Origin of the sequence: Streptomyces sp. NBC_00075 (genome assembly GCF_045041225.1) — a bacterium.
Classification (GTDB): Bacteria; Actinomycetota; Actinomycetes; order Streptomycetales; family Streptomycetaceae; genus Streptomyces; species Streptomyces adonidis.
Map to the genome: position 1 here is coordinate 2,268,634 of NZ_CP108243.1, position 23,389 is coordinate 2,292,022.

At 70.1% G+C, this 23,389-nt stretch carries 19 protein-coding genes; 8 read left to right on the forward strand and 11 right to left on the reverse strand.

The genetic code is table 11. The features are described 5' to 3' along the window. The first annotated feature begins 107 nt into the window (after positions 1–107). Genes OG787_RS09695 through OG787_RS09710 form a run of 4 tightly spaced genes read left to right on the forward strand, consistent with a single transcriptional unit; the run spans position 108 to position 5,515 of the window. Entirely contained in the window at positions 108–1,496 is a 1,389-nt protein-coding gene (locus OG787_RS09695) for an ABC transporter substrate-binding protein (protein WP_369034645.1), read from the forward strand. Further along, positions 1,496–2,377: a carbohydrate ABC transporter permease gene (locus OG787_RS09700; protein WP_369034644.1), complete on the forward strand. Its 882-nt coding sequence runs from the start codon at positions 1,496–1,498 to the stop codon at positions 2,375–2,377. Before OG787_RS09695 ends, OG787_RS09700 begins: the two co-directional genes overlap by 1 nt. Beyond that, positions 2,374–3,312, forward strand: coding sequence for a carbohydrate ABC transporter permease (locus OG787_RS09705; RefSeq protein WP_405534924.1), 939 nt, complete (start codon positions 2,374–2,376; stop codon positions 3,310–3,312). Before OG787_RS09700 ends, OG787_RS09705 begins: the two co-directional genes overlap by 4 nt. Before the next feature lie 58 nt (positions 3,313–3,370). Then, on the forward strand, positions 3,371–5,515 hold the full coding sequence (locus tag OG787_RS09710; RefSeq protein WP_405534925.1) for a beta-galactosidase: 2,145 nt from the start codon (positions 3,371–3,373) through the stop codon (positions 5,513–5,515). 64 nt (positions 5,516–5,579) lie between these two features. Here OG787_RS09710 and OG787_RS09715 read toward each other — a convergent pair whose 3' ends face one another. The 4 genes from OG787_RS09715 to OG787_RS09730 all read right to left on the reverse strand — a co-directional run bounded on the left by OG787_RS09715 (position 5,580) and on the right by OG787_RS09730 (position 10,103). Then, a complete protein-coding gene (locus OG787_RS09715; RefSeq protein ID WP_369034642.1) occupies positions 5,580–6,338 on the reverse strand; it encodes an SDR family NAD(P)-dependent oxidoreductase in 759 nt (252 codons plus the stop codon). 84 nt (positions 6,339–6,422) lie between these two features. Then, the gene (locus tag OG787_RS09720) at positions 6,423–7,151 is read right to left on the reverse strand and encodes a TetR/AcrR family transcriptional regulator (protein ID WP_369034641.1); all 729 of its coding nucleotides are present in this window, start codon (positions 7,149–7,151) and stop codon (positions 6,423–6,425) included. 189 nt (positions 7,152–7,340) lie between these two features. Then, positions 7,341–8,390: a cyclase family protein gene (locus OG787_RS09725; RefSeq protein WP_369034640.1), complete on the reverse strand. Its 1,050-nt coding sequence runs from the start codon at positions 8,388–8,390 to the stop codon at positions 7,341–7,343. Positions 8,391–8,486: 96 nt separating this feature from the next. Next, on the reverse strand, positions 8,487–10,103 hold the full coding sequence (locus tag OG787_RS09730; RefSeq protein WP_405534926.1) for a flavin-containing monooxygenase: 1,617 nt from the start codon (positions 10,101–10,103) through the stop codon (positions 8,487–8,489). A gap of 195 nt (positions 10,104–10,298) precedes the next feature. Between OG787_RS09730 and OG787_RS09735 the strand changes: the two genes are divergently transcribed. Beyond that, the gene (locus tag OG787_RS09735; protein ID WP_405534927.1) at positions 10,299–11,048 is read left to right on the forward strand and encodes an SDR family NAD(P)-dependent oxidoreductase; all 750 of its coding nucleotides are present in this window, start codon (positions 10,299–10,301) and stop codon (positions 11,046–11,048) included. Between the two features lie 80 nt (positions 11,049–11,128). Here OG787_RS09735 and OG787_RS09740 read toward each other — a convergent pair whose 3' ends face one another. The 3 genes from OG787_RS09740 to OG787_RS09750 form a co-directional block, all read right to left on the reverse strand. Continuing rightward, positions 11,129–12,376, reverse strand: coding sequence for a cytochrome P450 (locus OG787_RS09740; protein WP_405534928.1), 1,248 nt, complete (start codon positions 12,374–12,376; stop codon positions 11,129–11,131). Between the two features lie 99 nt (positions 12,377–12,475). Next, positions 12,476–12,670: a ferredoxin gene (locus OG787_RS09745; protein ID WP_369034636.1), complete on the reverse strand. Its 195-nt coding sequence runs from the start codon at positions 12,668–12,670 to the stop codon at positions 12,476–12,478. Between the two features lie 63 nt (positions 12,671–12,733). Further along, complete coding sequence (locus OG787_RS09750) at positions 12,734–13,984, reverse strand: NAD(P)/FAD-dependent oxidoreductase (protein WP_405534929.1); 1,251 nt, start codon at positions 13,982–13,984, stop codon at positions 12,734–12,736. A gap of 262 nt (positions 13,985–14,246) precedes the next feature. On the opposite strand from OG787_RS09750, the gene OG787_RS09755 reads away from it, so the two are divergent. Next, positions 14,247–14,651: a hypothetical protein gene (locus tag OG787_RS09755; protein ID WP_369029550.1), complete on the forward strand. Its 405-nt coding sequence runs from the start codon at positions 14,247–14,249 to the stop codon at positions 14,649–14,651. 60 nt (positions 14,652–14,711) lie between these two features. Continuing rightward, positions 14,712–15,116 carry a hypothetical protein gene (locus OG787_RS09760; RefSeq protein ID WP_369029549.1) on the forward strand — a complete coding sequence of 135 codons (405 nt, stop codon included), beginning with the start codon at positions 14,712–14,714 and terminating at the stop codon, positions 15,114–15,116. Positions 15,117–15,174: 58 nt separating this feature from the next. Here the strand turns inward: OG787_RS09760 and OG787_RS09765 are convergent, their stop codons facing one another. After that, positions 15,175–16,539 carry an FAD-dependent oxidoreductase gene (locus tag OG787_RS09765; RefSeq protein WP_369029566.1) on the reverse strand — a complete coding sequence of 455 codons (1,365 nt, stop codon included), beginning with the start codon at positions 16,537–16,539 and terminating at the stop codon, positions 15,175–15,177. 484 nt (positions 16,540–17,023) lie between these two features. Here OG787_RS09765 and OG787_RS09770 point away from each other — a divergent pair, with 484 nt between their 5' ends. Further along, a complete protein-coding gene (locus OG787_RS09770) occupies positions 17,024–19,840 on the forward strand; it encodes a discoidin domain-containing protein (RefSeq protein WP_405534930.1) in 2,817 nt (938 codons plus the stop codon). Here OG787_RS09770 and OG787_RS09775 read toward each other — a convergent pair. From OG787_RS09775 to OG787_RS09785, 3 genes are read right to left on the reverse strand one after another with little or no spacing between them, the layout of a single operon-like run. Next, entirely contained in the window at positions 19,837–21,027 is a 1,191-nt protein-coding gene (locus OG787_RS09775) for an ABC transporter substrate-binding protein (protein ID WP_405534931.1), read from the reverse strand. The two genes, OG787_RS09770 and OG787_RS09775, sit on opposite strands and share 4 nt — an antisense overlap. Further along, complete coding sequence (locus OG787_RS09780) at positions 21,024–21,932, reverse strand: hypothetical protein (protein ID WP_369029546.1); 909 nt, start codon at positions 21,930–21,932, stop codon at positions 21,024–21,026. The genes OG787_RS09775 and OG787_RS09780 overlap by 4 nt, the downstream gene beginning before the upstream one ends. Next, positions 21,929–23,380 carry a VWA domain-containing protein gene (locus OG787_RS09785; RefSeq protein WP_405534932.1) on the reverse strand — a complete coding sequence of 484 codons (1,452 nt, stop codon included), beginning with the start codon at positions 23,378–23,380 and terminating at the stop codon, positions 21,929–21,931. Before OG787_RS09785 ends, OG787_RS09780 begins: the two co-directional genes overlap by 4 nt. Positions 23,381–23,389: the final 9 nt, after the last annotated feature.

Consider the following 23,389-nt stretch of genomic DNA (forward strand, 5'->3'; position numbering starts at 1 on the left):
CCACCTGTAGTCCCACCCTCAGCCCCACCGACAAGAGGCCGGCCTGCCCCACCTGTCGCCTCCCCCTGCACTCCCATCACTCCCTTTCGTCCTGGCCGGAGTCCACCATGCCCAGAATCCCCGCCTCCTCCTCTGCCCTCAGCCGCCGTCTCCTGCTCACCGCGGCCGGTGCCACCTCGCTCGGCGCGGCCCTGTCCGCCTGTGGCGGTGGCGGGTCCGACGGCGGCTCGACCTCGTCGAAGCCGGTCAGCCAGGCCGACATCGACAAGGCGATGACGACCCCGACCGAGCTGACGTTCTGGACGTGGGTCCCGGAGATCGCCCAGGAGATCGCCCTCTTCGAGAAGAAGTACCCGGCGATCAAGGTCAAGGCCGTCAACGCCGGTCAGGGCACCCCGGAGTACACCAAGCTGCGGACCGCCCTCAAGGCCGGCAGCGGCGCCCCCGACCTGGTGCAGATCGAGTTCCAGGCCATCCCGACCTTCACGATCACCGACAGCCTGCTCGACCTGCGGCCGTACGGCGCCTCCGCCCTCAAGTCGCAGTTCGTGGACTGGACCTGGAGCCAGGTCAGCGGCAGCGACGGCGAGGTGTGGGCGATCCCGCAGGACACCGGCCCGATGGGCATGCTGTACCGGCAGGACATCTTCGACAAACACGGTATCGAAGTCCCCAAGACCTGGGACGAGTTCGCCGAGGCCGCGCGCAAGCTGCACAAGGCCGACCCGGACGTGTACCTCACCAACCTCGCCGCGAACCAAGTGGCCGCCTGGCACGGCCTGTTGTGGCAGGCCGGCGCCAAGCCGTACGTCACCTCCGGCAAGAGCGACATCACGATCAGCGTCGACGACGCGGTCTCCAAGAAGCTCGGCGCGTTCTGGGGCGCACTCGCCCAGGAGGGCGTCATCGGCGTCGAGCCGGACTTCACCGACTCCTGGTACGCCGCACTCAACAAGGGAAAGTACGCCACCTGGATCGTCGGCGCCTGGGGCCCGGCCTTCCTCTCCGGCTCGGCCAAGGACACCACCGGCAAGTGGCGGGCCGCCCCGCTGCCGCAGTGGGACGCCGCCAAGCCGAGCGCCGGGAACTGGGGCGGCTCGACGACCGCCGTGATCCGCTCCACCAAGAACCCCATCGCCGCGGCCGAGTTCGCCAAGTTCCTCAACAGCGACCCCGAGAGCGCGAAGCTGTTCGCGACGAAGCAGTTCTTCTTCCCCGCCACCAAGGCACTGCTCGCGGACGCGAGTTTCAGCGGCGCCGCCCCCGCCTTCTACGGCGGCCAGAAGGTCAACGAGGTCTTCGCCGGCATCAGCGCCCAGGTCGACCCCTCCTTCCAGTGGCCGCCCTTCCTCGACCAGGTGGCCACCGACTGGACGGAGACCGTCGGCCTGTCCCTGGCCCGGAAGACCGACACGGTCGCCGCGCTGGCGGGCTGGCAGTCGCGGCTCACCACGTTCGCCAAGAAGCAGGGCTTCACGGTGAAGGCGGCGACCTGATGTCCAAGCTCCTCGCACGACCACGGTCGGCGGGCCCGCTGTTCATCGCCCCCTTCATGGTCCTGTTCCTTCTCCTCTTCCTCGCCCCGCTGGGCTACGCGGCCTATCTGAGCCTGTTCCAGGAGAAGTTGGTCGGCGGCACGTCGTTCGTCGGCCTGGACAACTACCTCACCGCGGTCAAGGACCCACAGCTCCGCGAGGGCGTCGTCCGGGTGGCGACCTTCTTCGTCATCCAGGTCCCGGTGATGCTGCTGCTCGCCCTGCTCTTCGCGCTCGCGCTGGACAGCGGCCTGCTGCGGCTCGCCAAGGTGATCCGGCTGGGCATCTTCGTGCCGTACGCCGTGCCGAGCGTGGTCGCCACCCTGATGTGGGGCTACCTCTACGGCCCGGACTTCGGCCCGTTCGCCCAGCTCAGCGACAAACTGAGCCTGCCCGCCCCGCACTTCCTCACCGACAGCTGGATGCTCGGCAGCCTGGCGAACATCGTCACCTGGGAGTTCGTCGGCTACAACATGATCATCCTGTACGCGGCCCTGCGGACCATTCCGACGGACCTGTACGAGGCCGCCGCACTGGACGGAGCGGGCGCCTGGCGGATCGCCTGGTCCATCAAACTCCCGGCGCTACGGCCCGCGTTGACACTCACCCTGCTCTTCTCGGTGATCGGCAGCTTCCAGCTCTTCAACGAGCCCAACCTGCTGATGAAGATCGTCCCGGACGTCATCGACAGCTCGTACACCGCCAACCTCTACGCCTACACGCTCGCGTTCACCAGCCAGCAGATCAACTACGCGGCGGCGGTCTCCTTCCTCCTCGGGCTGGTCATCGTGATCATCTCGTACGCCTTCCTCCTCACCGCGAACCGCAGGAGGCCCGCGTGACCACCACAACTCCCCCCGCGAGCAGCGTGGTTCGCCCGGCGGACCCCGAACCCAAGGCGTCGAAGCAGCGGCGCGGACGCCCGTCCCGCCGCCGCAGCACCCCCCTGACGATCGCCATGCTGGCGGTGCTGGCCTACTTCCTCCTCCCCCTCTTCTGGCTGCTGATCGCCTCGACGAAGAGCACGCAGGACCTGATCAACAGCTTCGGCCTGTGGTTCTCCGACGCCCCGCAACTGCTGACGAACATCCGCGACACCTTCACCCAGGACGACGGCGTCTTCCTGCACTGGCTGCTCAACACCCTGCTGTACGCCGGTGTCAGCGCCGTCGGTGCCGCACTGCTGGCGGCAGCGGCGGGGTACGGGTTCGCCAAGTTCCGGTTCCGTGGGAACGGCGCCGCCTTCAACCTCGTACTCGGCGCGGTCATGGTGCCGGCGACCGCGCTGGCCATCCCGACCTACCTGCTGTTCGCGAAGGTCGGGCTGGTGAACACGCCGTGGGCGATCATCCTGCCTTCACTGGTGAGCCCCTTCGGGCTGTATCTCATGCGGGTGTACGCGCAGGACGCCGTGCCCGACAGCATCCTCGAAGCCGCCCGGATGGACGGGGCCGGGGAGTTCCGGATCTTCTTCCAGATCGTGCTGCGGCTCCTCGCACCCGGCCTGGTGACCGTGCTGCTGTTCACGCTGGTGGCGACCTGGAACAACTACTTCCTGCCGCTGATCATGCTCAACGACTCGAGTCTGTACCCGATCACGCTCGGGCTCTCCTCCTGGGCCGCCCAGGCGCAGAACGGCGGGGCGGGCGCCAGCAGCGACATGCTCGCGCTGGTCGTGACCGGCTCGATGATCTCGGTGGTCCCGCTCGTCGTGGCCTTCCTGCTCCTCCAGCGGTACTGGCAGAGCGGTCTGGCCACGGGCGGGGTGAAGCAGTAACTCGCCGCCCTGCCAAGCAAGTTACCCAACTCCCCTTTCTCCCCTGGAGGTTGACTTCATGGCGGTCCTGCCCGCCCGCGTCCTCTTCGGCGCCGCGTACTACCACGAGTACCAGCCCACCCATGGCCCCGAGTACCATCCCGGCGAACAGCTCAAGGCCGACCTCGACCTGATGGCCGACGCCCGGTTCACCGTGATCCGGGTCGGCGAGTCGGTCTGGTCGACCTGGGAGCCGGAGAACGGTCGCTTCGACCTCGACTGGCTGGAGCCGGTGCTCGACGGCGCCCATGAGCGCGGTATCTCCGTGGTCCTCGGGACTCCGACGTACGCCGTGCCGCCGTGGCTGGCCCGCCAGTACCCGGAGATCACCGGTGAGCGGGCGACCGGGCAGCGGATCGGCTGGGGCGCCCGGCAGGAGGTGGACTTCACGCACCCCGCGTTCCGGTTCCACGCCGAGCGGGTGATCCGGAAGATCGTCGCCCGGTACGCCGGCCACCCGGCGGTCATCGGCTTCCAGGTCGACAACGAACCCGGCAACGAACTCCTGCACAACCGGGGCGTGTTCGAGCGCTTCGTCGACCATCTCCGGGCGAAGTACGGGGACGTCGAGACCCTGAACCGCGAATGGGGGCTCGTCTACTGGTCGCACCGCCTGTCCACGTGGGCCGACCTGTGGACGCCCGACGGCAACGTCCAGCCCCAGTACGACGTCGCCTGGCGGGAGTTCCAGGCCCGCCAGGTCACCGAGTTCATCGGCTGGCAGGCGGACATCGTCCGGGAGTACGCGAACCCGGACCAGTTCGTCACCACCTGCATCTCGTACACTCGCCCGGCGGTCCAGGACGACGAGCTGACCGACCGGCTCGACATCGCGTCGGGCAACCCGTACTACGACATGCAGGACGCCCTCGCGCTCCCCGACCGGACACCGGACGCGCACGCGCAGCGCTGGAAGACGACGGGCGTCTGGGCCCTGTACCAGACCGCCGACTGGATGTTCTCCTCCAAGCAGGCCCCGTTCCTGGTCACCGAGACCAACGCCTCCTCCATCGGCTTCGCGTGGGACAACCGCCCCGCCTACGACGGCCAGTGGCGCCAGGCCGCCTGGGCGCTGGTCGGGCGCGGGGCCAGGATGATCGAGTACTGGCACTGGCACACCCTGCACTTCGGCGCCGAGACGTACTGGGGCGGTGTCCTGCCGCACAGCGGCCGACCCGGTCGTACCTATGCCGAACTGGCCCGACTGGGCGCCGAGTTGGACGCGGGGGGCCCGCTGGTCGCCGGTCTCGAACCGGACGCCGACATCACGCTGGTCTACTCGACGCCCAGCAAGTGGCTGATGCAGAAGTACCCACCGCTCGCGACCGGAGACGGCGGCCCCGACGACACCGCCTACCACCGGATCTTCGACCCCTTCTACCGGGGCGTCTTCGACGCCGGCCGCCAGGTCAGGATCGTCCACGCCCGCCAGCTCCACGACCCGAGCGGCGAACGGGAGGGCCTGAGCCCGGAGGAGGCGGTGGTCCGGCACCCGGTCCTGGTCGTCCCGGCGCTGTACGTCGTCGACGACACGACCCTCGACTGGCTCGCCGCGTACGCCCACGCGGGCGGCCACCTGGTCCTCGGCCCGCGCACGGCGTACGCCGACCACGAGGCACGGGCCCGCCACGAACCCGCCCCGGGGCGCCTGGTGGAGGCAGCGGGCGTCACCTACGACGAGTTCAGCAACCTGACCGACGGGATCCCGGTGCGTGGCGTGCCCGGCGGCCCGCTCCAACTCCCGGACGGCGCAACGGCGTCGCACTGGGCCGACGGTCTCACCGTGACCGACGCCGAGCCGCTGGTGACGTACGAGCACCCGCACTTCGGCCGCTGGCCGGCGGTCACCACGCGTCGGCACGGCTCGGGGCAGGTGACGTACGTCGGCACGGTCCCGGGCCGCGATCTCGCCCGGGAGCTGGCCACCTGGCTGACCCCGGCCGCCCGCAGCGCCTGGGGCGACCTTCCGGAGTCGGTGACGGCGACCACCGGCACGGCGCAGGACGGGCGGCGCGTGCACATCGTCCACAACTGGGGCTGGGAGCCGGTGCGCGTCACGGCACCGGCCGACCTGACGGACGTACTGAACGGCGGCGGTCCGATCCCGGCGGGCAGCGAACTGGAGCTCGGTGCCTGGGACGTACGGGTGTTCAGCACCAACTGATTGCCGGGTAGGGCCTGTTGGCGTCACGTGACGCCAACAGGCCCACTCCGTCGGCAACGGCCGGTCACAGCAGCGAGTAGCCGCCGTCGACCGTGATCGTCGTACCGGTCACATAGGCCGAGGACTCGGAGGCCAGGAAGAGATAGATGCCGGGGAGGTCGTCGGGGGTGCCCCAGCGGCCGAGTGCCGTGTGGTCGACGATGCCGCTGTCGCGTTCCGCGCTGCGCCGCCAGTGCGCGCCGAGCCCGGTGTCGAACCAGCCGAGGGCCACCGTGTTGACGGTGATCCCGCGCGGTCCCAACTCCTGTGCCAGCGCCCCCACCAGGGACTGGACACCGCTCTTGGACGCCGAGTACGCGGCGAGGCCGCCCTTGGGCCGGTCGCCAAGCACGGAACCGGTGACGATGATCCGCCCTCCGGCGCCCATCACCGCGGCGCCCGCCCGGGCCCCGAGGAACGTCCCGGTCAGGTTGACGTCGATGACCTCCCGCCAGGCCTCGGCGCTGGTTTCGGTCACCGCGGCGACCCCGGGCGAGACCCCGGCGTTGCAGATCCAGGCGTCCACACCGCCGTACCGCTCGACCATGCCCTCGGCGACGGACTCGTTGAAGGCCTCCTCGCGCACGTCCCCGGCGCAGATGAGGGGATCGCCCTGGAGCGTCCCGGCGACCTCCTTGAGCGCGTCCTCGGACCGCGCCACGAGCCCCAGCTGCGCCCCGGCGGCGTCGAAGGCCTGCGCGAGAACACGCCCCAGGCCCCGTCCGGCCCCGGTGATCACGACACGTCGCCCGGCGACCTCGGCGTTCCCGGCGGATATCGGCATTCCGTCCTCCAATAAAGTGTCGACCGGTCGGTACATTCTTGAGCGTAATCTACGCCCCGGAGAGAAGAACAGAAACAGTGCGGGCTACGCCTTGGTCTTGACGGGCTTGGCCTTGACCTCGGGCTTGATGCCCCGCAACCCCTGGAGGACGACCCTGCCCTCCGCCAGCTCGCCCTCGGCGCCCGCCCGATCGGCGGGCTCGGTGAGGATGCCGTTGAAGAAGATGTCGCAGTAGAAGGCGGAGAGTTCCTCGACCTGCATGTCCCGGCGGCCGGCCAGCCACTGGTACGTGTAGTTGTGCAGGTTCAGGAAGGCGAGCGTCGCCAGCTCCAAGTCCTCCTGCGGGCGCCCCTGGAGCAGTCCCCGGCTGTTTCCGTCGGCGAGTATGTCGCGGATGCACGACTCGAAACGGTGTCGCTTGTCGCGGAACAACTCGCGGTACTCGCCCTGGAGTTGGCGGTACTCGTGGAGGAACACCCAGACGTGTTCCTGCCTGTTGACGATCTGCCAGAGCAGGGATTCCGACAGCAGTCGCAGCCTGGTCTGGAAGCTCAGGTCGAGTTCGACGATCGCGGTGGCTTCCTTCAGCAGCGGATCCATGACGCGGTCGTGGATCTCGGCGAGGAGCGCTTCCTTCGAGCCGATGTAGTAGTACAGGGCGCCCCGGGCCAGTCCGGCCGCCTCGCCGATGTCGGCGACGCCCGTACCGGTGTACCCGTTCTTCGAGAACAGCTCGACGGCGATGTCCACCACGTTCTCACGCATGCGGTAGTAGCGCTCGGTCTTGCCGCGCTCCCTCCGAGTGGGGGGCATTTCACCAGTCCTTCGAAGCCCGGTACGCCGTCACGGGGTGCCAGAACCGGCGTCCCGGAATTGCCTGTAGCACCGCGTGACGATACACGATCGGTATGCGCCCCCTTGTGGGGAGGGGCGCGGAGAAACGGCAGTTCGGTGCGGGTCGGGGGCAGGATTCCCGACCCGCACCGAACGACTCCGGGGTCGTCAGACCGTGGCGACCGGCGTCAGGGGGCTGCCCTGCGTGCCCGGCAGGTTGAGCGGGGGCGCGGTGAGGAGGAAGCGGCTGCGGTTGTGCTCGCGCAGCCAGGCCGCGAGGGGGCCGAGGTTCCACATCTCGCCGAGGGGGACGCCGAGTTTGAACAGGCAGAGGTGGTGGATCGGCAGGAGGGTGTGCGGACCCTGGGCCTGGGTGACGCCGACCCCCTCGACCGCGTAGTTGTCGGCTACCAGCGCGGAGATCTGCGACTCGGCGATCCACTCCAGCAGTTCGGGGTCGTCGGCGTCGAGATAGGCGGCGGTCTGGTGGATGGCGACGGGGTCGGGGTTCTTCTCCCAGGCGAGCACCTGGGTGGCGAACCCGGTGTGCAGCAGGAGCATGTCGCCGGGCTCCACGACGACGTTGTCGGCGTCCATGATCTCGCGCAGCTGGCGGTAGTTGACGGCCTGGTAGCCGGTGCCGAGGTGGTGGGCGATGTCGATGAGGACACCGCGCCCCTGGACGCCGTGCTCGGCCATGTGCTCCATGCCGAGGTGGCGGGCGTGGCTGAGGCTGCCGCTGCCGTCGCCCTTGGCGTCGTCCTTGGGTCCGACGAGGTCGGTGTCGGGACGGTAGCCGTTGTAGTAGACGGGTTCGGCCACGCCGTCGGCGTCGGCGTCGAACTCGGCGCCCTGGTGGGCGAGGGAGTCCCACTGGGTGGAGTACTGGAGCCAGAGGGTGACCACGTCGTCCGACCAGACGTCGATGAGGTCGGGCGAGAAGTGCTCGCTGGCCTTGATGTTGTAGAAGACGTCCTGGTTGTGCTGGAGATCCTCGGTGGGGCGCAGGATCGGCGGGTAGCGACGCTGGTTCAGCGAGGTGCCGCCGGGATAGTCGAGCGGCAGGCTGAGGCTGAAGGCGATGCCGTGCTCGACCTCGCGCACCCCCTGGAGCACCTTCTCCTTGGTGACCAGGTTGATCCGGCCCAGCTCGTCGTCCTCGCCCCAGTCGCCCCAGGTCGAGCCCGGCGGACGCTGCTTCCAACGCTTCGTCGTCATGGTCATCCCTCTTCCTGGCGCCAGTCCTCGTCGACGGCCTGCCACCTGCATGTTATGTATCGTGTACCGATCGGTCAATGAAATGACCGATCGGGCCTAGGAGCCGGTCCTGGAGAAGGTGAACGTCGTGTAGTCCTTCTCGACGACGTCCGCGATCAGCTCCTGGAGCTTCCAGCGCCCGGTCGGGTTGAGGAGCTGCCGGATCGGCTTGCCGGGGATGTTGGCGCCGTAGAAGTAGCTGCTCTGTAGGAAGGAGGAGACCGACGCCTTGTCGTTCATCATCTCCGTCCACTCCAGCTCGGCCGCGGGGTCGACCTCGACGACGTCGTGCCCGTGCTCACGCGTGCGCACGAGCGCGTCGGTGACGAAGTCCACCTGGTCACCGGCGTACCGCGGGTTGTTGCCGAGGGCGCCGTGCGGCCCGCCCGGGAAGAAGAAGTTCGGGAAACCGGCGGTCACGACCCCGAGGTAGGTGCTCGGACCGTCCGCCCAGTACTCCTCCAGCGGCAGACCTCCCCGCCCGCGCACGCCCAGCCGGTTGAGGGCGCCGGTGCCGAAGTCGTAGCCGGTCGCCCAGATGATGATGTCGACCTCGTGCAGCCCCTCGGCGGTCTCGATCCCGGACTCGGTGATCCGCACGATCGGCGTCACGTTGATGTCGACGAGCGAGACGTCGGGCTTGTTGTACGCCTCGTAGTAGCCGGTCCCGAAGGGCGGGCGCCGGCCACCGTAGGCGTGGTCCTTGGGGATCAGCTTCTCGGCGGTCTCCGGATCCTCGACGATGCTCCGGATCTTGGCCGCGATGAACTCGCACCACTCCTTGTTCACGACCTCGTTGGTGGTCATGTCGTAGTAGTGCTCGGACAGCTTGGTGAAGCCGGGCCCGTTCCACCGCTCCTCGTAGAACGCCTGCCGTTGCTCCGGGCTGTCCTCCAGCCCCGACCGCATCGTGATCTGGTGGAGGAAGCCGCTCGGCGAGGTGTTCAGCGTGTCGCGGATCGACTCGAAACCGGCCTTGAGCTGCGCCTGCTCCTCGGGCTCGATGGGCGCGTTGTTGAGCGGGGTCAGCCAGTCGGCGACCTTCTGGTACACCGTCAGCGAGGCCACCTGGTCGGCGATCGCCGGGACGATCTGCACGCCGCTGGACCCGGTGCCGATGAGGGCCACGCGCTTGCCTGCGAAGTCCACGGGCGCCTTCGGCCACTGGCCGGTGTGGTGCTGCGCGCCCCGGAAGTCCGCGCGCCCCTCGATGCCCGGGATGAACGGCACGGAGAGGATGCCGGTCGCCGCGACGACGTACCGCGCCCGGGTCTCGCCGCCGTCGGCGGTCCGCACGGCCCAGGTACCGGTCGGCTCGTCGTACACGGCCGCGGTGACCTTCGTCCCGAAGGAGATGTCGCGCCGCAGGTCGAACCGGTCGACCACGTAGTTGAAGTACCGCTCGATCTCGGGCTGGCCCGCGAACCGCTCGGACCACTCCCACTCCTCCCACAGTTCCTTGGAGAAGAGGTAGCCGTAGGTGTAGCTCTCGGAGTCGAAGCGCGCCTCGGGATAGCGGTTCCAGTACCAGGTGCCACCGACCCCGCTGCCGGCCTCCAGCAGCTTCACCGAGAACCCGGCCTCCCGGGCCCGGTACAGCTGGTAGATGCCGGTGACACCGGCTCCGATGACCAGCACATCGACATCGACGTCAACGCTGACTGAGTCGCTCATCTGTCCTCCAACTTCACAGGGGTCGTTCGAGGCCCGCACGGGACCGGCCCATAACCTTTTATTGTTTCGACCGGTCGGTCTATCATTGACCCGAGCGTAAAGGAAGCACGGAGTCCGATCAACGGCGGGGGCTCCGGAAGCGCGACAGAGCCGCCATACACACGCCGTACGCACGTCACACGCAAGGGAGCGCACATGACGCCGGCAGGACTGGCAGGAAAGGCCGCGGTCGTCACCGGCGGCGGTCGCGGCATCGGACAGGCCATCGCGACCGTGCTCGCGGCCCGTGGCGCCGCGGTCGCGGTCTGGGACCTGAACCTGGAAAGCGCCGAGGACACCGCCGCCAGGATCGTCAAGGACGGCGGTACGGCGATCGCGGTGGGCGGCGACGCGTCCGACGCCGCCGATGTGGCCGCGGCGGCGGCCCGGACCCGTGAGGCGTTCGGTCCGGTCACGATCCTCGTCAACAACGCCGGGACGACGGCCTACGAACCCTTCACGAGCATCACCGAGGAGTCGTGGGACCGGATGATCGGCATCAACCTCAAGGGGCCGTTCCTGGTCACCAAGGAGCTGGTGCCTGACATGCTGGCGGCGGGCTGGGGCCGGATCGTCAACATCTCCTCGTCGTCCGCGCAGACGGGCGCGCCCGCGATGGCCCACTACGCCTCGTCCAAGGGCGGCGTCATCGGCCTCACCAGGGCGCTGGCCATCGAGTACGCGGCCACGGGCGTCACCGTGAACCACGTACCGCCCGGCTTCATCGACACCCCGCTGGTGCGCCAGGGCCCGGTCGACGTCGACGCGGTCGCCGCCATGATGCCGATGAAGCGGGCGGGACAGCCGGAGGACGTCGCCTACGCGGTCGCGTATCTCGCCTCCGAGGAGGCCGGTTACGTCACCGGCCAGACCCTCAGCACCAACGGCGGGCGGTACCTGGTCTGAGCGCCACGACGGCCATACGAACCGGCCCCGCACGGAGTTCCCGTGCGGGGCCGGTCCACTGCGTGCCACGGCCCCGGCCGCTACCAGGTCACCGGCAGCTCGTAGATGCCGTACGCGAGCGAGTCGCCCTTGAACTCCAGCTCGTCGCGGGGCACCCCGAGGGCCAGGGTCGGGATACGGCGGAAGAGCGTCCCGTAGACGACCTGGAGCTCGATGCGGGCGAGCTGCTGGCCGATGCACTGGTGGATGCCCCAGCTGAAGGTGTGGTGGTGCTTGGCCTCCCGGCCGAGGTCGAGCCGCTCCGGCTCGGGGAAGGCCACCGGGTCCCAGTTCCCGGCCGGCAGCGGTACGACGATGCCCTCGCCGGCCCGGATGGTCTCGCCCTCGAACTCGATGTCCTCGGCGGCGATCCGGCGCTGCCCGAGGTGCGGGATCGTGAGGTAGCGCAGCACCTCCTCGACGGCGTTCGCGACGAACTTGGGGTCGTCGCTCTCGCGCAGCCGCGCCGCCTGCTCGGGGTTCTCCAGCAGCAGGGCCGTACCCAGCGTGATCATGTTCGCGCTGGTCTCGTGACCGGCGATCAGCAGGATCATGCAGAGCATGACCGCCTCGGACAGTTCGAGTTCACCGGCCTTGACCCGGCCGGCGAAGTCCGACAGCACGTCGTCGGAGGGGTTGTCCGTCCGGGCCTGGAGCAGTCCGGTCAGATATCCGCCGAGCGCCTCCATGGCGACCCGGTCGTCCTCGGCGGTCTTGACCCGCTTGTTGGCGACGGCCGCGTGCTCCTGGAAGAACTCGTGGTCCTCGTACGGCACTCCGAGCAGCGCGCAGATCATCAGCGAGGGCAGCGGCAGCGACAGCGCGGTGTTCAGGTCGACCGGCTTCGGACCCGCGAGCATCCGGTCGATGAGTTCGTCGGTGAACCGCTGGATCTCCGGGCGCAGCTTCTCCATCCGGTTGCGGGTGAAGGGGCTGGTCATCGTGCGGCGGATGCGGGTGTGGTCGGCGCCGTCCGCGTTGAAGATGGTCAGCGGGTGGTGCGGGGCGTTCTCGGACTGGGCCTGGGTGGGGTGCGGGAACCCGGGCTGCTTGTCGTTCGAGCTGACCCGGGGGTCGGAGAGGATCTTGCGCTGGGCGGCGTGCCCCGTGACGAGCCACGGGGTGCTGCCGTCCCAGATCCGGGCACGCGACACGGGCCCCTGGTCGTGGAGTGCGAGCAGCCCGGCGGGCGGGGCGAACGGACACTTGCCGTCCCGCTCCCCCGGGTAGTCGAAGATCTCCGCGGCCCCCGCGTCGGGGGCGACCTCTTCGGTGGGCGCCTCGGCCATGGTCTTGCCTCCAGGTGGTTCGGGCGGTGCGGGTGGGTGTGGGGGAGGTCCGGCGGTCCCTGGGGGCGGACGGTGGGGCGGCAGGACGAGCGCCGCCGCTCATTCCTCGATGCGGATGGCGAGCGCGGGGCAGACCGCGGCGGCGTTGCGTACGTCCTCGGCCAGCTCGGCGGGCGGGTTCTCGTCCAGGAGGACGACGATGCCGTCCTCGTCACGCTGGTCGAACACGTCCATGGCGGCGGACACACACTGCCCGGCGGCGACGCACTTCTCCTCGTCGACGACAACCTTCATGGCATCTCTCCTGGTCACTCGGTGAATGGTCGTTCTGTGGGTGGTCGTTCAGTGGGTGATCGTTCAGTGGCTGGGTGCCGGGGCCGCTTCGAGCCCGTCGACGACTTCCTGGCGGGCCAGCCGGGTCTGCTTGGGCATGTTCCAGCCGAGGACACCCGTCACCCGGCCCCCGACCCGATACCGGGCCACGAACCGCCGCGCCGCCAACTCGCCCTCGATGACGTCCACTTCGGCGTCAGCGGGCAGGAAACCGTGGACCTGGAGCTTCGCGTCGAACTGATCCGTCCAGAAATACGGCACCGGTGCATAGGGCCGGTCCTCGCCGAGGATCCCCCCGGCGACCGCCATCCCCTGCTCCGTGGCATTCGTACGGTTCTCCAACCGCAACAACCGGCCCAGGCCCTCGTGATGCCAACGCGCCACATCACCGACCGCGTACACACCCTCGGCCGCCCGGCAGTACGCATCACACACCACACCGTTGTCCAGCGTCAGCCCGCTGTCCGCCAGCCACTCCGTCGCCGGAATCCCCCCGATCGCCACCACGACCACATCCGCGGGCAGCACCTCACCCGAGGCCAGCCGCACCCCCGACACCCGGCCACCCGCACCGGCCAGCCCGACCACACCCTCACCCAGCCGCAGGCTCACCCCACGCTCGGCATGCAGCCCCGCCAGCACCCCCGACACCACCGGACCCACCTGCAACGCCATCGGCCCCGCCAACGGACCCGCCAACGTCACCTCAAGACCCAGCATCCGCGCCGTCGCCGCGATCTCCGACCCCAGCACACCCTCACCCACGACCACCAGCCGCCGGCCCGCCACCAGATCACCCCGCAACGCCAACGCGTCATCGAGGGACCGCAGCACATGCACACCGGCCAGATCGTCCTGACCCGCCAACCGCCGCGCCCGCACACCCGTCGCGATGACCACGGCATCGGCGGCCGCTTCCCGCCCCGAGGCGGTACGCACACTCCGCGCCTTGACGTCCAGCGCGACGGCGGTCTCCCCGTAGAGGAACTCCGCGTCCAGCGACGTCAGTTGCTCCTGCGCACGCAGCGCGGCACGCTCGGGCTCCCAGGCACCGGACAGCACCTGCTTGGACAGCGGCGGACGATCGTACGGAACATGCGGCTCATCACCCAGCACCGTGATCCCACCCGCGAAACCCTTGCGCCGCAACGCCTCCACCGTGGACAACCCGGACGCGGAAGCACCGACCACGAGCACCCTGCCGGGCAGCTGGTCGGACCCCTGGCCAGCACCCTGACCAGCGCTTTTCTCCGGGGCGTCGCCCTCGTTCCTCATGCACGACTCCTGATTGCAGCTCCGTTGCGACCCCCCTCACGAAAGTTAGACCAATCGGTCGGTACAAAGCAACGGTCAAGAGTGAGGAGATGCGGAGGGGCGTGGGAGCGGATGGTGTAGCGGGCTACACCATGCATTCGGGAGAGCGGTCCCTCGTGGCGGCGAGCGGGCGACGGGATCGTAGTCGACAGAGAACACAAGGGGTCCACGGACCGCGTCGGCCCCTCATCTGCTCCCTCCCGTCCCTGCCGAAGGAAAGTCCGTGAAGTCGCTGCTCGCCGCCGTGAAGTCGTTCATCGCCAATCTGCTGCTGTGGTCGTTCTTCGCGGCCGGTCTCGCCGCGAGCACCGCCTCCGGCACCGTCCTCGACGGCACCCAGAAGGACGTCGCCACCTACACAGGCATCGCCGTTTCGATGCTGGCCGGCTCGCGCATCGCCAAGAAGCCGAGGATCAAGGCGTTCCTGTCGAAGCCGTCCACCCTCTGGTTCCTGTTCCTGTTCAACGGTGGTGTGGCCGCGTTCTGCTACTTCACGATGGACGGGGTGAAGGGGATCGCGACCGCCGCAGGCATGGGCCTGGTCTCACTGGGCGCGGCGGGCGGACTCGTCTCGAGCCGCAAGAAGCGGCCGGCACCCGCCCCCGTGGAGCAGCAGCCCTGGGCCTGACCGGCCCGAGCACCACATCTCGTCAACCACTCAAGCGAATGAAGTGAAGGGACCCCTGCCATGCCCTCGAACCGCCGCCGCGGCCGTCGTATCGCCACCGTCGCCACCGCCGTCGCCGCCGTCACCCTGACCGCCGGGCTGCTGACCGGCTGCGAAGACCTCGACAACTCCCTGGGCTGCGTCAGCAACGCCGACTCGATCTCGGACAGCATCAAGGCGATCCACGAGGCCGGCTGGGACGCGGTGAAGGATCCGTCGAAGACCGACGACTCCATCGACACGATCGACAAGAACCTGGACAAGATCAACAAGGACACGGACGACAGCAAGGTCGACAAGGCGGTCGACGACCTGGACAAGGCGATCGACGACTACAACAAGTCCATCCTCAACGGCGACACGAGCCCGGACTCCAGCAAGATCGACGCGGCGGCCGACAGGCTGAAGGACGTCTGCACGTCGTAACGGAAGAAGATGCGCCGGGGCCCTGCCGTACGACGGCAGGGCCCCAGGTCGTTCCCGCTCAGTGCCCCGGCTCCACCGGCTCCTCCAGTGCCTCCGGCGGCCGGGTCGGTGTCGGTCCGGGGGGACCGAACAGCACCGCGCGGGCCACGGGTGGCGCGAACAGGGCGGAGACGGGCGCGGAGAGGGTCAGTACGGCGCGGAAGGCGCGGCCCACGACGGGGTCGCCGGGGGACCGCTCCGTGACCCGGCGCAGGTACCAGTCCGCGACGCGGTCCGTGGGCGCGCCCTCGACCGCGGTGCCGACGGCGCCCGGCATCTTGCGGTCCGCCCCGGCGGAGATGTCCCATGCCAGGCGTGACGCCGCGAGGACCGCCTGCTGCACGCGGCGCGTGGTGGGCGTCCGGCGCCGGTCGGCGAGCGCGTCACGCAGGGCGACCGCGCTCATCGCGGCGACGGCCATGCCCTGCCCGTAGATCGGGTTGAAGGTGCACAGGGCGTCGCCGGTGGCGAGGAAGCCGGCCGGGCGGCGGCCGGGCAGGTCGTAGCGGCGGCGGATGTTGGCGGTCCGCCGGTAGCCGAACGCCGATGAGAGCGGTTCGGCTTCCTCGATCCACCGGTCCAGGAGCGGATGCCCCAGCCGCTTGGTGTACGTCTCGAACTCGTCGTCGCCCTTGGGCGGTTCGTCGCCGCGCAGCCCCGAGACGATGACCAGATGACTGCCGTCCTCCAGCGGCAGCGCACCGCCGCCGTGGACCTGTTCGGGGTTGGGGTAGACGTAGTACCCGAGGGTGTCGCCGCCGAGGACGCCGTCCCTGCCGCGATAGACGCGGGAGGCGTAGGCGAGCCCGGTGTCGATGGTCTCCTCGTGCGCGGTCTCGGCGCCGATCGCGGCGAGCCACTGCGGGGCCTTGGTGCCGCTGCCGGAGGCGTCGACGACGAGATCGGCCTCCAGCTCCCGGTGCTCCGCGTCGGCACCGTCGGAACGGTCCCGCAGCCGTACGCCCCGCACCCGCGAGGCGTCACCGAGCAGCCCGACCACGTCGGTGCCCTCGACCACGCCGATCGCCGGGTCGGCGAGAACGCGCCGCCGCACCAGCCCCTCCAACTGCGCACGGGAACCGGTGTAGATGTGCGTCGACGGGGGCACCCGGCGGAACCAGCGGCCGTTCTGCCACAGCACCAGGTCCGACGGCAGGCCGACCCGTGGCGCCCCCGCCTCCCGCAGCTCCTCCAGGAAGCCCGGCAGCAGCGACTCCATGGCCGACTGCCCGCCCTGTAGCAGGACATGCGGATGCCGGCCCTGCGGCACGCCGGGCCGTGCCCCGGTGCCGTCCGGGAACCGGTCGCGCTCGACGACGGTCACCCGGTCGGCGTGCCCGGCCAGGACGTGCGCCGCGAGCAGCCCCGCGAGACTCCCGCCCACAACGACCGCGTGCCGCCCGCCCCGACCGCCGCTCTCGCCCCAACCGCCCGCCCCTACGGCAGAGTTCACGGATCCGCTCCCCTGGTCGCATTGTCTTGGGAAGCCACAAGTATCCCGCTGCGCGGGGCAGGTTGACCGTGTTCCCGCTCTTCGGCGCGTCCCGTCACCGGACGGGATCAGTCCTCGTCAGTCCCCGTCAGGCGTCGGCCACGGCGAGATGCCGTTGCCGCGGTACGGTCGGCTGCCGAGCCGAGGCCGGGCACCTGGACAACGGACCGTCGGCGGTTCCGCCGAGGTGATCGCAGACCCTCTGGCCTGCCCCGCTCCTACGCGCCCCCACCTGCTGCCGCACTCCCCCCGCCGCCCCTCCGCACATCGCCGGAGCCCATGCCTGACCATGTCATCATTTGTCCCGCAACACCCCGTTGAGGGCACAGTCGGCAGCTCATCCGCCGCTGGACGGGCCGCAGTTGAAGGGACAGCGATGCCACCACGATTCCACCCCGGAAGGGGCCGGGCCGGGCGTCGTCGCATCGGCCGGCCGATTCCGCCCGTCCTCGCGGGTGTCCTCGCCCTGACGACGGCACTCGTCCCCGCTCTGGCCGTCCCGGCCGCGCAGGTGCCCCGGGCGGCTGCCGCGGGAGTGCCCGACCGGCCCTGTCTGCGGGACGCCGGAGACCCGGCCTGGGCTCCCTCGACGTCCCGGCCGGACCGGGCCGACCCCTACCGGGCGTACGTCGCCAACGGCCTCCTCGGCCAGCGCGTTCCCCCCAACGGCATGGGGTACGACGCCACCGGTGAGCGGACCGGCTGGCCCCTCTACACCCCGGCCTACGACGGCGCCTTCGTCGCGGGCCTGTACGCCCGCGACCCGGCCGTGGCCAAGGGGTTCCAGGTCGCCGCCGCCCTCCCCACCTGGTCGACGCTCACCGTGGGCGTCGGCGGGGACACCTTCACCTCGCAGACGCCCGCCGCGGCGATCTCGGGATACCGCCAGACCCTGTTCCAGCGCTGCGGACTCGTCCGTACGTCCCTGACCTGGACCGCCGCCGACGGCCGGGCCACGGACCTGGTCTACGACATCACCACCGACCGCAACAACCCGCACGTGGGCACCGTACGGCTGCGCATGGTGCCCCACTGGCGCGGCCGGACCACCGTCACCGACGTCCTGGACGGCGCCGGGGCGCGACGCATCACCAGGACCGGCGGCGGCCCCCGGCCCGGCAGCGCGGACCGGACCATCGGCCTCTCCTTCCGCACCGACGGCACGAACGTGGACAGCGCGGTCGCCTCCACCCTCGTCCTCGGCGGCAGCGCCGCCCGCGCCGGTGTCGACCGGTCCGACATGCCTCGGCGGCAGGCCGATCGACGCGCCGCCGACATCGGCTCCGAGAGCCAGTCCGCCACCGTCGCGGTCGAGCCGGGCCGGTCGTACGAGTTCGTCAAGTACGTCGGTGTGGACACGGAGTTGACGTCCGGGCGGCCGGAACGCGCCGCGCTCGACGCCTCCAGATGGGCCGCCACGCGCGGCTGGGACACGCTGTTCGACGCACACGCCAAGGCCTGGAACGAGCTGTGGCACGGCGGTATCGAGGTGCCCGGCCGTCCGGACATCCAGTCCTGGCTGCGGTCCGCCCTGTACGGGGTGCTGTCGGCCACCCGGCCCGGTACCGGCACCAGCGTGTCGCCGGTCGGCCTGACCAGCGACAACTACGCGGGCCTGGTCTTCTGGGACGCCGAGACATGGATCCACCCGGGGCTGCTGGCATTCCACCCCGAGCTGGCCAGGACGATCGTGGAGTACCGGTACCGGACCATGCCGGCGGCCCGGGCCAACGCCGCCCGGCTCGGCCACCGGGGGCTGTTCTACTCGTGGACCAGCGGCGCCGACGGCGACCTGGCCACCGAGTGCCACAGCGTGGACCCCGACCACTGCCGGATGCAGAACCATCTACAGAGCGACATCTCCCTCGCCGCCTGGCAGTACTACCTGGTGACGGGCGACACCGACTGGCTGCGCGGTCGCGGCTGGCCCCTGCTCAAGGGCATCGCGGACTTCTGGACGAGCCGGGTCACCGCCAACTCCGACGGCTCGTACTCGATCAACCATGTGGCGGGGCCCGACGAGTACAGCAACGACGTCGACGACGGCGTCTTCACCAACGCCGGCGCGGCGGTCGCCCTGCGCAACGCCACCCGCGCCGGACAACTGCTCGGCGAGCCGGTGCCGGAGGAGTGGACCAGGATCGCCGACCGGCTGCGCATCCCCTACGACGCGGACACCGGCGTCTACCTCCAGTACGCGGGGTACGACGGCACCAAGCCGATCAAGCAGGCCGACACGGTACTGCTGATCTATCCGCTCGAATGGCCCATGGACGACGCGAGGAAGGCCCGGACGCTCGACTACTACGCGCGGCGCAGCGACCCCGACGGCCCGGCCATGACGGACTCGGTGCACGCCGTCGACGCCGCCGAGATCGGCGCGCCCGGCTGTGCGACGTACACCTATCTCCTGCGCGCCTACCGGCCGTTCGCCCGCGATCCGTACGCGCTGTTCGCCGAGGCCCGGGGCGCGAAGGCCGGAGCGTCCGACCCGCTGGCGGGGCAGCCCGCCCAGGACTTCCTGACCGGCAAGGGCGGCTTCCTGCAAGGCTTCACCCACGGCTTGACCGGGCTCCGCTGGCGCGAGGACGGCATCCGGCTCGACCCGCTGCTGCCGCCACAGCTCAAGGACGGCGTGACCCTGCGCGGTCTGCGCTGGCAGGGGCGCACCTTCGACATCGCCGTCGGTCCGGAGCAGACCACCGTCCGGCTGACCGGCGGGGAACCGATGCGCGTGGACTCGCCGGAGGGCGATCGGCTGGTGAGCGAGTCCGTACCGGCCGTCCTCAAGACCCGCCGCCCGGACCGCGACCCCACCGACAACCTGGCACGCTGCGCCCAGGTCAGCGCCTCGACCGAGGAGCCCGGCGCCTACGCGGTGGCCGCGGTCGACGGCAACGACACCACCTTCTGGTCGCCGGACGCCACCGAAGGAGCCGTGACGCTCGATCTGCGCCGACCCCGACGGCTCACCCACGTCACCCCGCGCTGGCGGGACCCGCTCCCGGCCACGTACACGGTCGAGGTCTCCCGGGACGGCAACGCCTGGACGACGGTACGGCCCGACGGTACCGAGGGCACGCTCAGCCCGCCGGTGAACGCCCGGTACGTCCGGGTCACCGCACAGGGCGGCGCCGACGACCGGCCGGCCCTGGAGGAGCTGATCGTCAAGGGCGGCGAGAACAGGCCCTAGCCGCAGACGCGGAGTTGTGTCGTGCCCTGGTTGGCGACGCGTAGTCGTTCCAGGGCCGCCAACTCGGCGTCGAGTGTCTCCGGTGAGATGAGGTAGCGGAGCACCGCCTGGTGGAAGGCGTCCCGTACGACGCGCGGCATCGCGTCCGAGGCATCCCAGCAAAGGGTCCCGTTCAGTCCACGAAGGGTCGAGGCGATCTCCCGCCGCGTCGTCCTGCTGTCGCCCGGCACCGGGACGTCCGCGTTCACCGTGTAGGCCGGCAGTTCGGTCCCGGGGTCGGCCAGATAGCGGATCAGCTGCTTCGCCTCCTCGGTCTCGTTCAGCATGACCGCGAGGTCGCCGGAGACCTCCCAGCGCTTCCCTGGAGCGGACTCGGGGATCACGGCGGCGGAGTGAACGTAGTCGCCGCCGGGCTTCTCCGACCAGTGGTCGGCCCGGAACGACCCCTGGTGCTCCAGCCGTTGGGTGCAGGCCTTGTCGAAGGGGGCCTTGAGCGCCTGCTCGATGCGTTTCCGATCGCTCACGCCCGCCAGCTCGCCCCAGGTGCTCCAGGCCGTACGGACCTTGCCGTCCGTCCACTCCAGGGTGCCGTTGGCCCAGTCTCCGTACGTCTTGGCGTCCGTCTGCTGCAACAGGATGTCCTCCACCCAGTCGGTACCCGGCCAGCCGGAGGTCGCGCCGGACTCCATGGCCAGGCACCAACTACCGGGATTTTTGGCGGACTTGGCGACCTGTTCCGGCTTCATCTCCGAGTACCACACCATGCTCTTCAGGCTGGCCTTGACCGGCAGCCAGTACTTGCCGTTGATCTCCGGCGCCCAGAACTCGTCGTACCGGCCGGCCTCGAACAAGCCGTCCAGCGGGCGGAGTTGACCCTTGTCCGCGTAGGTCATCAGTTCGCCCGGCCCCGGGACCACCGCCACGTCGGGCGGCGAACCGGAGGCGATACCGGCGGCCAGCACCTGACTGAGGGCGGAGCTGCCCTGGTAGTCGACGTGAATCCCGTAGCGCTTCTTGAACCGTTTGATGACCTTCTTGAACTGTTTCTCCTCCTCCCTGCTCCAGTTGGCCAGCAGGGTCACCGAGCCCCTGTCCTGCACCCAGCGCACCCCCGTGACGGCACCGGCCGCGAGCAGGACCAGGCAGACGCAGATGATGCCGAGGGTGCGGGGTCGTGGCCGTCTCATCGCGCCGCCCTGAACCGGTACTCCGCGATGCGCGGCCACAGCCCCGCCACCATCAGCGCCATCAGCAACGCCCCTTCGATCAGTACCCAGTTGGACAGCGAAGCCCAGAGGCCGGCGTTCGCCATGTTCTCCTCCACCCGGCCGGCCACCAGGGGAATCGTCTTCGCCCCCTTCGGTTCGAGGAGTTCGGCGAGAGCGCGGGTCATCGCCGTACGGGCCTCCAGCGTGAGCCAGCCCAGGACCGCGACCCCGGCCACGCACAGGACGGTCGCGGCCAGCAGGGGTGGGTGCACGGAGTGGCGGAACCGCCGCCGCGCGAACCACTGCGCCTCCACCAGCGCCGCGCACAGGGCCGCGTACAGCACCAGGACCGCACTCCAGCCCAGCCGCAACTGCCAGGGGAAGGACGCCTGCCGCTTGGCCTCCTTCACCTGTTCGGCCCGCAGATCCTCAAGGCGGCTCATGATGTCCCCCACGAGCACCTGGTTCGCGTAGTGCAGGTAGACAGTGCTCAGCAGCCGGTTGTCCGGCTCCTTGCCGGAGCGCTCCACGAAGCCCGAGTAGACGGCGATCAGCCCGGTGACGGTCCGGAGGGTGTGGCGGTCCTTGAAGCCGGTGACGTTCTCCGAGGCTGCCAGTGCGAGGTTCTGGTGCGCGACCGAGATCTGGGTGTGGAACTCACCGGTCGTGTCGTTCGCCACCCCGCCGCTGACGACCTTGTTCGCGTTCCTCAGCGCGTTCGTCGCGGTGTCGACCGCCAGAATCCCCGGCGCGCTCGACGACGCCAGCGGCACGGTGTCGTCGTGCACACCCCGGTACGCGCCGAACAGTACGAGGGTGGCGGCGGCCCCGAGGGCCAGCAGCAGCCGGAGTCTGCGGGTCAGGTCCCGCCCGGTGGTGCTCATGGCCGCTCTCCGAAGCGGTGTCGGCAGGACGGACAGAACCGTGCGGTCACCGGCGCCTTCTTCTCGCAGGCCGGGCACGGCATCGTGCCTCCGGCCGGTCCGGCGGGGGCCGTGCCGCAGCCGGGGGCCGACGCGGGGCCGTACGTGCTGTGGCTGCTCGCGGTGATCAGATGCTCGAAGTCGACAGCCGCCACGCCGGGACGCATCCTGACCCGCCCTTCCACGGCGTCGACGATCTCCACGAGCCGTTCCAGCCGACCGAGCGGCCCGGCGCCGCCCATGCCGTGGGCGAGCCGCACGGCCTGGCCCAACTTCCGCTCCGCCAGGTCGTGTTCGCCATTGCGGTGGGCGTCGGTCGCCGCCGCGATGGCCTCGCCGAGCAGCTGGTGCCGCTCGAAGTGCCCGACCTGGACATCGGTGTACCGGGACAGCGCCGGGTCGTCGGTCCAGTGCACGACACAGGCCAGGGGCATCGGCAGCCGCACCCCTTCGCCGCCGGGCACCTCGACGGCCACGAGGGCGAGCGGAAGGTCCTTCCCGGGCTCCCGGCCGGCCGGGTCGGCCGAGAGGCACAGCTGGTAGCGGCGGGTCTCGTCGCCCCACGCACGGGTGACGAACCGCTGGGGCCCGCCGTCCTGCCCGCCGCCGGAGGCGAGTTCGGCCTCGGCGGGGAAGACCTGCTTGACGTAGCGCACCGCGGCCCCGTCCTCGGGGGTCACGGAGATCACCAGTTCGGGAACGCTCTTCGTGAGCAGACGGTGCATCAGCTTCTCGTACTCCTCCCGGAGCGCGGACGCCTCGCGCACCGAGCCGGCGCTGCCGTGCAGGTGGCGGGTGATCTTGAGGAGTTCCCGCCCGTCCCAGCCGTCGCCGATGCCCCAGGCGTCGCACACGAATCGCCCCGCACACTTCCCCAGGACGCCATCCAGCGGTTTCAGCGCGTCGTGCTGGTTCTTGCCGTCGGTGAGCAGCAGGACGTGTCCGATGGGCGCGTCCTGCTCCTCCAGCAGCTGACAGGACAGTTCGAGCCAGGCGCCCATGCAGGTGCCGCCCGCTGCGACCAGCCGGTACACGGCCTCCTCCGCCTCCGCACGCCGCCGGGCGTCCGCCCGGACCATGGCGCCGTCCGGCGGATACGCCACGGCCGCGGTTTCCGCGCCCCGGATCACCGCGAAGGGCGTGCCGTCGGGCAGTATCCGCAGCGCCGCCACGGCCGCCCGCCGGGCCGCCCGGAGCTTCTCCTCCGGAAAGTCCATCGAGCTGGAACAGTCCACGGCCAGGATCTGGGCGAGCAGGGGGCCCGCGCCCGCGCCGCCCTCCGTGCCGTCGACCCGAACGGTCAGGATGGCGTGCATCTCCTGTTCCCCCTTCGCGGCGGACAGGTACTTCGACTGGCTGATCTCCATCCGGACCGCGACCGGTCCTGGTACGTCTACGTCTCTGCTCACGGATGATGC

Coding starts and splice junctions, on each gene's coding strand:
- OG787_RS09695 (WP_369034645.1), top strand. CDS start 108: ATGCCCAGAATCCCCGCCTCCTCCTCTGCCCTCAGCCGCCGTCTCCTG.
- OG787_RS09700 (WP_369034644.1), top strand. CDS start 1,496: ATGTCCAAGCTCCTCGCACGACCACGGTCGGCGGGCCCGCTGTTCATC.
- OG787_RS09710 (WP_405534925.1), top strand. CDS start 3,371: ATGGCGGTCCTGCCCGCCCGCGTCCTCTTCGGCGCCGCGTACTACCAC.
- OG787_RS09715 (WP_369034642.1), bottom strand. CDS start 6,338: ATGCCGATATCCGCCGGGAACGCCGAGGTCGCCGGGCGACGTGTCGTG.
- OG787_RS09720 (WP_369034641.1), bottom strand. CDS start 7,151: ATGCCCCCCACTCGGAGGGAGCGCGGCAAGACCGAGCGCTACTACCGC.
- OG787_RS09725 (WP_369034640.1), bottom strand. CDS start 8,390: ATGACGACGAAGCGTTGGAAGCAGCGTCCGCCGGGCTCGACCTGGGGC.
- OG787_RS09730 (WP_405534926.1), bottom strand. CDS start 10,103: ATGAGCGACTCAGTCAGCGTTGACGTCGATGTCGATGTGCTGGTCATC.
- OG787_RS09735 (WP_405534927.1), top strand. CDS start 10,299: ATGACGCCGGCAGGACTGGCAGGAAAGGCCGCGGTCGTCACCGGCGGC.
- OG787_RS09740 (WP_405534928.1), bottom strand. CDS start 12,376: ATGGCCGAGGCGCCCACCGAAGAGGTCGCCCCCGACGCGGGGGCCGCG.
- OG787_RS09745 (WP_369034636.1), bottom strand. CDS start 12,670: ATGAAGGTTGTCGTCGACGAGGAGAAGTGCGTCGCCGCCGGGCAGTGT.
- OG787_RS09750 (WP_405534929.1), bottom strand. CDS start 13,984: ATGAGGAACGAGGGCGACGCCCCGGAGAAAAGCGCTGGTCAGGGTGCT.
- OG787_RS09760 (WP_369029549.1), top strand. CDS start 14,712: ATGCCCTCGAACCGCCGCCGCGGCCGTCGTATCGCCACCGTCGCCACC.
- OG787_RS09770 (WP_405534930.1), top strand. CDS start 17,024: ATGCCACCACGATTCCACCCCGGAAGGGGCCGGGCCGGGCGTCGTCGC.
- OG787_RS09775 (WP_405534931.1), bottom strand. CDS start 21,027: ATGAGACGGCCACGACCCCGCACCCTCGGCATCATCTGCGTCTGCCTG.
- OG787_RS09780 (WP_369029546.1), bottom strand. CDS start 21,932: ATGAGCACCACCGGGCGGGACCTGACCCGCAGACTCCGGCTGCTGCTG.